We start from the raw sequence: 6,343 nt of genomic DNA on the forward strand, positions 1-6,343 counted from the left end.
AGCCAGTTATATTTTTATGAATTTTCGGATATAAACGCATTAAGATACTTAGCCACTGCTTTAACCGCAGTCATTGTTGCAGCATAATCCATATGCGTAGGTCCGATTGAACCAATGAATGCGGAATCAGGATCGGAATTATATCCGTAAGCACTCGTCACAACAGAAGCATTCAAAAGACCAGGCGTGTGAGTTTCCGAACCTATTGCAACACTGACTCCACTTGCACAATCACTTGCCTCCTCACTTAGCGAAGTCATCAAACGCATAATAACAGCTTGCTCTTCTAAAGCATCAAAAAGAGCAGCAAAATCACCAATATTCTGTCTATGAGCAAGCTGGGAGGTTCCAGCCATGTATAATTCGTGTGCTCGATCGCCATCGTACATATCTTCAATAGCATTAGACAATTGTTTAATTATTTGTAACGAAGAAACTAAATCTTTACGTTCCGACAATGCACACACTTTTTTAGATGCATTCAAAAGTGACAATCCAATGCAATCTTCATTAATCATATTTGTTAAATGCAACAAATCATCTGAATTCACATTAGAAGCCTGAATCATATGTTGCGCTACCCCTCCAGCGTCTGTAATTACTACGACAAGAAGAGTTGATGACGATACTTGAACAATCTCAATTCTTTTTACTTTTGATCTAGATAATGCAGGTGACGCAACAAGAGCAACCTGCCCAGTGATACTTGCAAGAAGACGAGCTGAACGTTGAAGTGTGTCTTGCAAACTTACAGATCCACTTAAAAAACTGCGTATTCCTCTTCTTTGTGCATTAGAAAGTGGTATTAGCGCCGCCAATCCATCAACGAAATATCTGTATCCTTTTTCCGTAGGAATTCGACCAGCAGATGTGTGTGGCTGAATTAAATAACCTTCTTCTTCTAGTATTGACATATCGTTGCGAATTGTTGCAGAGCTAACACCTAATTTGTGATTTTTAGCCAAAGACGCTGATCCAACTGGCTCGTGTGAACGAATATAATCTTCAACAACCGCACGGAGTATCATCATGCGACGTGATTGCATTGATCCTCCTTTTATTTAGGTAATGTAACTTTTACTGTCAACTATTATATATTCCAGAATAATATGTGATTAACTATTTTTTGTTATCTTAACAACTAACTATAAATATAAACTTTTGTTAAGTTTTGACACACTTTGTTAGAAATTCGTCTGATATAAAAGATAGGATTAAATGGCAATGTGAGGGTGATGGCCAGCGTAAGCTGTGCGCAAAAAACCCGAATTATTGGAAGGAAAGTAGATCACATGACCGAATTCAACTGGTCTGCATTAGACGAGCGCGCCGTAAAGATGGCGAAGGTTCTCTCGGCTGATGCTGTTGAGCGAGCAGGACACGGACATCCTGGCTCCCCTGTTTCATTGGCACCGATTGCGTACACCTTGTACCAGCACTTCATTAAGCACGATCCAGCTGACCCAAAGTGGGCCGGTCGCGATCGTTTTATTCTTTCTGGCGGCCACGCTTCGCTTACGCAATATGTGCAGCTGTTCTTCTCTGGATACGGCTTGACTCTTGATGATCTCAAGTATTTCCGTGGCGGCGCAGACACGCGTACTCCAGGTCACCCAGAATATGGCTTAACTCCAGGCATTGAAATGACCACTGGTCCTCTTGGACAGGGTCTTGCTTCTGCTGTTGGTTTCGCTTATGGTCAGCGTTTTGAGCGTGGTCTTCTTGATCCAGAAGCTCCAGCTGGCACTTCCCCATTCGATCACAAGGTTTGGGTTATCTGCGGCGAAGGCGACGTTGAGGAAGGCGTTTCTTCCGAGGCTGCTTCCTTGGCTGGAAACCAGAAGCTTGGCAATTTGACTGTAATCTTCGATGCAAACCACATTCAGATCGAAGGCGACACTAAGCTCACCTTCTCCGAGGATATTCTTGCTCGTTACCGTGCATACGGTTGGTACACCGACGAAGTTAGCTTCATTCAGCCAGACGGCTCCTACAAGGAAGACGTTCAGGCTTTGGCTGCAGCTATCGAAAAGGCTCAGGAAGTTACCGATAAGCCTCACTTCATTAAGGTTAATACTTTGATTGCTTGGCCAACCCCAGGCAAGACCAACAATGAAGCTTCTCACGGCTCTAAGCTTGGTGAAGAAGCTGTTAAGGGCTTGAAGGAACTTTGCGGTTTCGACCCAGAAGTTTCGTTCCCAATCGACGAAGAAGCTTTGGCTCATGCTCGTAAGGTTGCTGAACGCGGTTTGGCTGCTCACAAGGCTTGGGATGAAGCTCTTGCAAAGTGGGCTGCTCAAAACCCAGATAAGGCTGCTCTCTACGAGCGCCTTAAGGCTGGCAAGCTTCCTGAAGGCTTCGACAAGGCTATTGACGACTTGGTTGCTGGCTTCGAAGTCGGTTCCAAGGTGGCTACCCGTAAGGCTTCTGGCGCCGTTCTTAACGCAATTGCTGCTGTTATGCCAGAACTTTGGGGCGGCTCCGCTGATTTGGGCGGCTCCAACAACACCAACATTAAGGGCGCTGACTCCTTCGGTCCATCCGAAGACGCAACTCGTACTTGGCCAAACGTTTCCGAGTACGGCCGCCAGCTTCACTTCGGTGTGCGCGAGTTCGCAATGGGTGCTATTACCAATGGTATTTTGCTTGGTTCTGACACTCGCCCATTCAACGGCACATTCTTCCAGTTCTCTGACTACGAGCGCCCAGCAGTTCGCTTGGCTGCTTTGATGGAGATTCCAAACCTCTACGTTTGGACTCACGACTCCGTAGCCTTGGGCGAAGATGGTCCAACTCACCAGCCAATAGAACACTTGGCTGCATTCCGCGCTATTCCTCAGCTTGAGGTTGTACGCCCTGCAGATGAGTATGAGACTGCTGAAGCTTACCGCTACTTCTTCGAGAAGAAGAACAACTACCCAACCGCTATGATTTTGACCCGTCAGGGCGTGCCGACCCTCGCAGAAACTGCTGAGAAGGCTCGCGAAGGCGTAAAGCACGGCGGTTATGTGTTGGTTGACTGCGAAGGCACTCCAGACGTAATCATCATGGCTACTGGCTCTGAAGTTCAGTGGGCTGTTGCTGGCGCCAAGACTTTGGCAGCAGAAGGCATTAAGGCTCGCGTTCTTTCTATGCCATCTCTCGAGTGGTTCGAAGAGCAAGACGAAGAGTACAAGGAAGCAATCCTTCCAAAGTCCGTCAAGGCTCGCGTTTCCATCGAAGCCGGCTTGGCATTGCCTTGGTACAAGTATCTTGGCGATTGCGGCAAGGCTGTTTCTATCGAACAGTACGGCTTGCAGGGTGACGGCGGTCAGAACATGATCGACTTGGGCATTACTGCTGAGCACGTAGTAGAAGCTGCTAAGGCTTCTATCGAAGAAGCACGCGCTTAAGATAGAAATTAAGCAAAATAAAAACTTGATGTATCAAAATAAAATTGATTCATCACAAAACTCGAAGTGCTAATTTAGCAACTTCACTGGAAACAGCAAAGGCGTGTTGATGTTAAGCTACAGCTGGTTTAGCATCAACCGCTGTTTCCTGTAAAACGCCAACACTACCAACGTGTTCCAACTGGTGGAGCACAGTGTTAAGGAGATAACATGACTGAAGCAACGCAGCGCACTAGCGATTCCGGCGTTTCTATTTGGTTGGACGATTTGTCCCGTACCCGCATTGAGTCTGGTTCTTTGCAGGATTTGATTGCTAACAAGAATGTTGTTGGTGTTACTACCAACCCATCTATCTTCCAGAAGGCTTTGAGCCAGGTTGGTCCATACGATGCACAGCTTAAGGAACTCGGCAAGGTTGACGTTGAAACCGCTATCCGCGAGTTGACCACCACCGATGTTCGTAACGCAACTGATATCTTCCGCGAGATTGCTGAAAAGACCGATTTCGTTGACGGTCGCGTTTCCATCGAAGTTGACCCACGTTTGGCTCACGATACTGCTAACACTGAGAAGCAGGCTGAAGAGCTTTGGGCAAAGGTTGATCGTCCAAACGTTATGATCAAGATTCCAGCAACTTTGGAAGGTCTTCCAGCTATCACCGCTACCCTTGCTAAGGGTATTTCTGTGAACGTAACCTTGATCTTCTCCCTCGAGCGCTACGAGCAGGTTATCGACGCCTTCATCGAAGGTATCGCTCAGGCTGCAGCTAACGGCCACGACTTGAAGCACATCGGCTCCGTAGCTTCCTTCTTCGTCTCCCGCGTTGATACCGCTGTTGACAAGCTCCTCGAAGCTAATGGTTCTGAAGAAGCTAAGGCTCTTGAAGGCAAGGCTGCTGTTGCTAACGCTCGCTTGGCTTACGAACTCTTCGAGAAGAAGTTCGCAGCTGATCCACGTTGGGCTGAGCTTGAGGCCAAGGGTGCTAAGAAGCAGCGTCCACTTTGGGCTTCTACTGGTACCAAGAATGCGGCTTACTCCGATTGCAAGTACGTTGATGAGTTGGTTGCTGAGCATGTTGTTAACACAATGCCAGAGAAGACTTTGAACGCTCTTGCTGATCACGGCAACGGTGCTGCTTCCGTTAAAGGTACTTACGAAGAGAGCCACGCTGTTATGAACAAGCTTGCTGAGCTTGGCATCAACATCAAGGATGTTACCGACAAGCTTGAGGCCGACGGTGTTGCCGCCTTCATCAAGTCTTGGGATTCCGTGATTGCAGACGTACAGTCTGGCATCGATCGCGTAAACGCCTGATTCGATTAATCAGTAATAGCTAAATATAAACCGCACATGTTCGTGGATTAATTCACACATGTGCGGTTTTCGTTTAACTAGCGGTTAAAAACGTAAGTAGTAGACCGACCCTTTCCACAAACTGAAATATCTCCCCTACTAACTAAATCAGATAACAATTGCTTAGCTTTGGTGCTACCCACGTTAAGAATATTTTGCACTTGTTCACGCTTTATTGTTCCATGATTATGCACTGCTTCAATAATCTTTTTATAGCAATCGTCAACGCTCATACGCTTATATGACTTATTAGAATCTTGTGAAAGTGCATTTGCAGTAAGTCCTGAATTATAAGTATTATTCACTAGATTTGACGAATGAACACTAAGATTCGTTTTGTGATTTTCAGGACTAGATACAATGTTATTCTTATCATTTACAAAAAATTCAAGAGTGGTACGGTCAGGATTAAAGGACTCACTTAACCTTGGATGAGGTATTCCAGCCCAATCACATCCAGCTCTCATAGCATCAAATCCGCTTCCTGCACGTTCAACAACAGAAATCAGTGCAAACATTTTAAGCAGTGCGGGATTTCGAGAATCAGAAAAACCTCCAGCCAAAGCCACTTCTATAGGCATACGTAAACACCCAGGGTTTGCAAAATAAAGCTTAAAACCAGCGTTCAAGCTATTCGTTTCTGTAGTAGATTGTGAAGAACCGTCAACAGAAGTGTTCACAACATTATTATATGTAATAACCGTGTTTCCTCGCATATAATAATCAGCATGAATCAACGTGTTTGCAAGAGCTTCTCTAATTGACATATGCAACGGGGTATCATCAACTCTTAATGATTGAGAATTAAGCAAAAATGGTAATAAATGCTATGATAAATTAACACTAAAGACTACTAAAAACAGTACTTCAATCTGGATTGAGAGAATGGGTAGTATAGCTATACTTTTTTAGTGCACACTATGGATATTGGGTGCACTTTTTAACGATAGGAAAGGCTATCGTTAAAAGGTTTAAGATTGGCTTGATAATACGTTTACATTACAATTGTTCCAGTCGCTTAGCCTGTTCTCTTCTAGCGTAAATAACCGCGAGTATTTGAAGTTTTTTCTACTCTCATCAACACAACGTTTGCTCACAACACGAAACAATATATAACTTACAACAAATATATTTTTTCTTTATCAACACATATTTGCGAAGTACGATTGTAGATTTGAGTTATATCCTCCATTTTTTCCAGAAACACTTTTGTTTCCGGATCACGCAAAACAGCAAACTCCTTCACTGCTTTTACTCCAATTACATTAGCATTTTCATGTAATCCGTTTCCTTTATTTTGTAAAGACTCACCAACAGAACGATATTTAGCTAAAGGAATACCGCCAATTAACTTACCAACAGCCGTACCAGCAGTACCTATAGCTTTCACAACGTTGACTTCTACTTCCGAATTACCAAGTTTTTCTAAATATAAAGAGCTTTTTTCAAATTTCTCACAGTAGTCATCAGACAATTTCTTTATCTCATTTTCTGCATTGCTAATGTACTCTTCCGCAAAATTTTCACTTAACATTATTTCCATCAAAGATGATAGAGAGAAAATATACAATGACAATCTGTAGTATTTAAACTTTTTT

General features: G+C 44.1%; 4 protein-coding genes and 1 pseudogene. 2 read left to right on the plus strand and 3 right to left on the minus strand.

The genetic code is table 11. From position 1 onward, the window contains the following. Positions 1 to 14: 14 nt before the first annotated feature. On the minus strand, positions 15 to 1,031 hold the full coding sequence (gene hrcA, locus P0106_RS02740; protein ID WP_020759703.1) for a heat-inducible transcriptional repressor HrcA: 1,017 nt from the start codon (positions 1,029 to 1,031) through the stop codon (positions 15 to 17). A gap of 261 nt (positions 1,032 to 1,292) precedes the next feature. On the opposite strand from hrcA, the gene tkt reads away from it, so the two are divergent. Both tkt and tal read left to right on the plus strand, forming a co-directional pair. Further along, positions 1,293 to 3,392 (plus strand): transketolase, encoded by a 2,100-nt coding sequence (gene tkt, locus P0106_RS02745; RefSeq protein ID WP_004138261.1) that lies wholly within the window; start codon positions 1,293 to 1,295, stop codon positions 3,390 to 3,392. Positions 3,393 to 3,602: 210 nt separating this feature from the next. Then, positions 3,603 to 4,706 (plus strand): transaldolase, encoded by a 1,104-nt coding sequence (gene tal / locus P0106_RS02750; protein WP_119675626.1) that lies wholly within the window; start codon positions 3,603 to 3,605, stop codon positions 4,704 to 4,706. A gap of 77 nt (positions 4,707 to 4,783) precedes the next feature. On the opposite strand, the gene P0106_RS02755 is transcribed toward tal, so the two are convergent. Then, entirely contained in the window at positions 4,784 to 5,512 is a 729-nt protein-coding gene (locus P0106_RS02755; RefSeq protein WP_473730404.1) for an ATP-binding protein, read from the minus strand. A 350-nt stretch (positions 5,513 to 5,862) separates the two neighbouring features. Then, positions 5,863 to 6,343, minus strand: a pseudogene (locus tag P0106_RS02760) (hypothetical protein); the annotation flags it as partial.

Source organism: Gardnerella sp. c11Ua_71, assembly GCF_055818025.1.

Excerpts from the sequence above, each read along its gene's own strand:
- tal (WP_119675626.1), top strand. The coding sequence starts at position 3,603 with ATGACTGAAGCAACGCAGCGCACTAGCGATTCCGGCGTTTCTATTTGG.
- tkt (WP_004138261.1), top strand. The coding sequence starts at position 1,293 with ATGACCGAATTCAACTGGTCTGCATTAGACGAGCGCGCCGTAAAGATG.
- hrcA (WP_020759703.1), bottom strand. The coding sequence starts at position 1,031 with ATGATGATACTCCGTGCGGTTGTTGAAGATTATATTCGTTCACACGAG.
- P0106_RS02755 (WP_473730404.1), bottom strand. The coding sequence starts at position 5,512 with ATGTCAATTAGAGAAGCTCTTGCAAACACGTTGATTCATGCTGATTAT.